3 protein-coding genes are annotated in these 2,867 nt (G+C 38.6%); 1 reads left to right on the top strand and 2 read right to left on the bottom strand.

Annotated elements, in window-relative coordinates; genetic code table 11:
- The first annotated feature begins 226 nt into the window (after positions 1-226).
- The gene (locus LHW48_01620; GenBank protein MCB5259163.1) at positions 227-718 is read left to right on the top strand and encodes a hypothetical protein; all 492 of its coding nucleotides are present in this window, start codon (positions 227-229) and stop codon (positions 716-718) included.
- Positions 719-977: 259 nt separating this feature from the next.
- Here the strand turns inward: LHW48_01620 and LHW48_01615 are convergent, their stop codons facing one another.
- Positions 978-1,424, bottom strand: a complete 447-nt coding sequence (locus LHW48_01615; protein ID MCB5259162.1) for a hypothetical protein — start codon at positions 1,422-1,424, stop codon at positions 978-980.
- Between the two features lie 460 nt (positions 1,425-1,884).
- Positions 1,885-2,325: a hypothetical protein gene (locus tag LHW48_01610; protein ID MCB5259161.1), complete on the bottom strand. Its 441-nt coding sequence runs from the start codon at positions 2,323-2,325 to the stop codon at positions 1,885-1,887.
- Between the last annotated feature and the right edge of the window lie 542 nt (positions 2,326-2,867).

Here is a 2,867-nt window from a genome sequence, read left to right as displayed (position 1 = left end):
GTGGCGTTCATCACTTCTTTATCAAGCGTTCATCAAGCGTTAATAATTAACGCTTGATGAACGCTTGATGACCACTTGATTAACACTGTCAACAGAGCTGACAGAGAGATTGGGAAATCCAGATTTATAGTGACAACGAAATCTGCAAATTGTGCATCGAAATCTGCAAACTGTCGCATCCTTATGCATCGTAGGACATCCTTTACAAGACACTATTGAGGTGTTTGTGACAGGACATGTGCAATTTAGATCACCGAAACTTGCAAATTGTGACAGGGAATCTGCAAATGCCGATTGTAGAAATTGCTATGGCTATGGAAAAATCATACTAAACGAGTTTGTTATTCTTGAAAACTTGACATTGCTCTCAAAAGCAGTGGCATTAGAAGACGACTTGAAACAACATAAAAGGGAGCTTTCTGCATTAATTGACAAGATAAGTAGGTACTGGTATAATGGAATGAGATACAAGGCTGAGTACGATTACGGTGTGTTTCAAGTTTCAAATCTTAAAGGAGTATATAATCATAGCCCGGGCAATGTAGTTTCTCGGGCTGACGATGGTCTCACCATCAAGAAGGTGCAGATCGACCACCACAGGCAACAGATTATCCTCCAACCATTTAATATAGACTATCCGGTTCTTGTTTTAGATTCAGATTGGAATTACGGAGCTTTCCTGATCGGCACAATCGCTCTCAAATTGCGGTTTTTCTAATTTCAAAGATACGATTTCCCAACTGCTCTTTCCAAAGCCTTTCCAAACGCTATCCAAAATTGCTGTAAAACTGTCACAAACTAGTCCAAACCAGTCCAAAATAAGCGCTTGGACATTTCCAAAGCCAGTCCATCGCAACTAACCACCAATCAAAGCCTTATCTCCACTTTCCCCTTGTGTCTCAACTTGCAGCTTTGGTGTCAGTTTATAATTGAAATGAAATTGGAATTCCAGGGTGTTTCATCATACCATCAGTACACTATTGCGTTACCCTGGATATGAGGCCAGACATATCTCTTTTAACTGTTTGAAGCAGACGTGTATCTGTTCCCTCAACCCACACATTGTTAATTAAATAGTTAGCTTCAGATCTGATATCAACAATATTTTTAGCATAATTGATTTTTACGACTAGTCTAACCCTATATTTCTGGCTAGTTTTTCCCGTAGCCCAAGAATAACTCCAGCTAGTTCTTAAATAACCACTGTCTTTTGATAGTAGTTGAATCTGAAAAGATTTTGCAATAATATCCACTATGGTATTCCAGACTTCATCTTCAGACAGTCCCTCACGAATTTCAATTGAAGACCATCCAGGCTCATTTGTTTCAATAAATGTTACAGGCTTTTTTGCTGCAGCAAATGATACAGCACATAATGCTGCGAATATGGCTGATAGTCCAATTACCCTAAACGTTTTCATCATATTTCTTCTCCTATCGAATAACTCTTCCAAGTAGTCCCATCAAGTCCATTCTTATAGTATTCACCGTGCTATTGTTCGATGAATATGTAAGTCCCTTTTTCGGGTCCTGCGTTATCTTAATATACCTAAATTCTATAGTTTCTCTCGTTTCAGAGAATAATATCTCTAACTCGTACCATTTCGTTGATGATATCTGTTTCCGTCCTGACCAAATATAACCATCGTTCTCAGAGAATACCTCTACCCCATAGTTCTTAGCCACATAGTAATAAGTCTTTTTCCATTGATTCTTGTATGGCATCTCGTGGTCGAGAGGAACAATAACCCAACTTTGGCAAAATGCTACGCTGAGTATAAATGTCATAGCTGCTGATAATACGAGTTTCACCTAATCCTCCATCTGTGTCAGTCTACTTATATGCTAATTATCTTTACGGTACTGATTATCATCGAATGTTTTTTAAAAAGCGGGAACTTCCCAGTTATCGTAGGATGATTTGATCCATTCACCACCAATTTTCTCGTATACTGAAAATCGCATAAAATAATACAAATTCAGATTTCCGTTCTTAAAATCTGCTCGAGGTTTATAGCTGCGAAGCTTTGATAAGCTAAACAGATTAACATTGGCTTCTTCATATGGTGACAAACAATACTTCGTTTCTCCTTGGAAATGCGTGACGTAATTTTCCCAGCTATTCCCGACCATTTTTCGCGATACTAGCGAATATGTTGCGATGGTTTCAACACTATTGTTTGTTAGATTGTTATATCCTATCACGCAATCACCTTGGAGATCAGCAGTCCACTGTACCAAAGAAAAGTTACCAACATTATTAGTATACGCAAAAGCCATGGTCGTTATAACCAATGTGAATAACATGATCACGAAGAATTTCATTTTTCCTCCTGTTCGTGAATATATATCATCAGTATATTTGATCCATATAGGACGCATCTTCTATTCCGTTGTTAGCCCTAATTACAATCTATTAATAGTCAATAAGTTGAAGGCAGTAGAAACCATTGAGCGTGGTCAAAAATACCTATTATGGTCACGGATTTGTCGCAATAATTCGACTAATGATCTGGCCTGCAAAGGGAATTGCATCAGTTGTAGATTTCACCTCACACTTTCCAATTTATGGTGGAAAATACCACATTGATCCACTGTGTGTAGGCCAATGTTTAGTAATAGAAAGGTTGATTAGAGAGGTGGGTTTAGGTTGTTGACATTATACGCACGCAAATTGAGTTAGTGGATCAGGATGCGTCGTTGATATTTAAATCGAATGATCTTTCTTCACAATTTGGGGGGGTCGAATATGAACTGCACGACAGGATAATGCATCGGGCACCGCTGCATCTCCGGGCCATGACAGCTACAACTCTGTATCAAACAAATCAGTTGACTAAATCCAGCCGCCTCAAATGCTGGTATTC

This window comes from Candidatus Cloacimonadota bacterium, from assembly GCA_020532355.1.
Lineage (GTDB): Bacteria > Cloacimonadota > Cloacimonadia > Cloacimonadales > Cloacimonadaceae > UBA5456.
Note: the sequence above shows the minus strand (reverse complement) of the source record. Positions and strands in the feature narration are given on the sequence as shown.

Excerpts from the sequence above, each read along its gene's own strand:
- LHW48_01615 (MCB5259162.1), bottom strand. The coding sequence starts at position 1,424 with ATGATGAAAACGTTTAGGGTAATTGGACTATCAGCCATATTCGCAGCA.
- LHW48_01610 (MCB5259161.1), bottom strand. The coding sequence starts at position 2,325 with ATGAAATTCTTCGTGATCATGTTATTCACATTGGTTATAACGACCATG.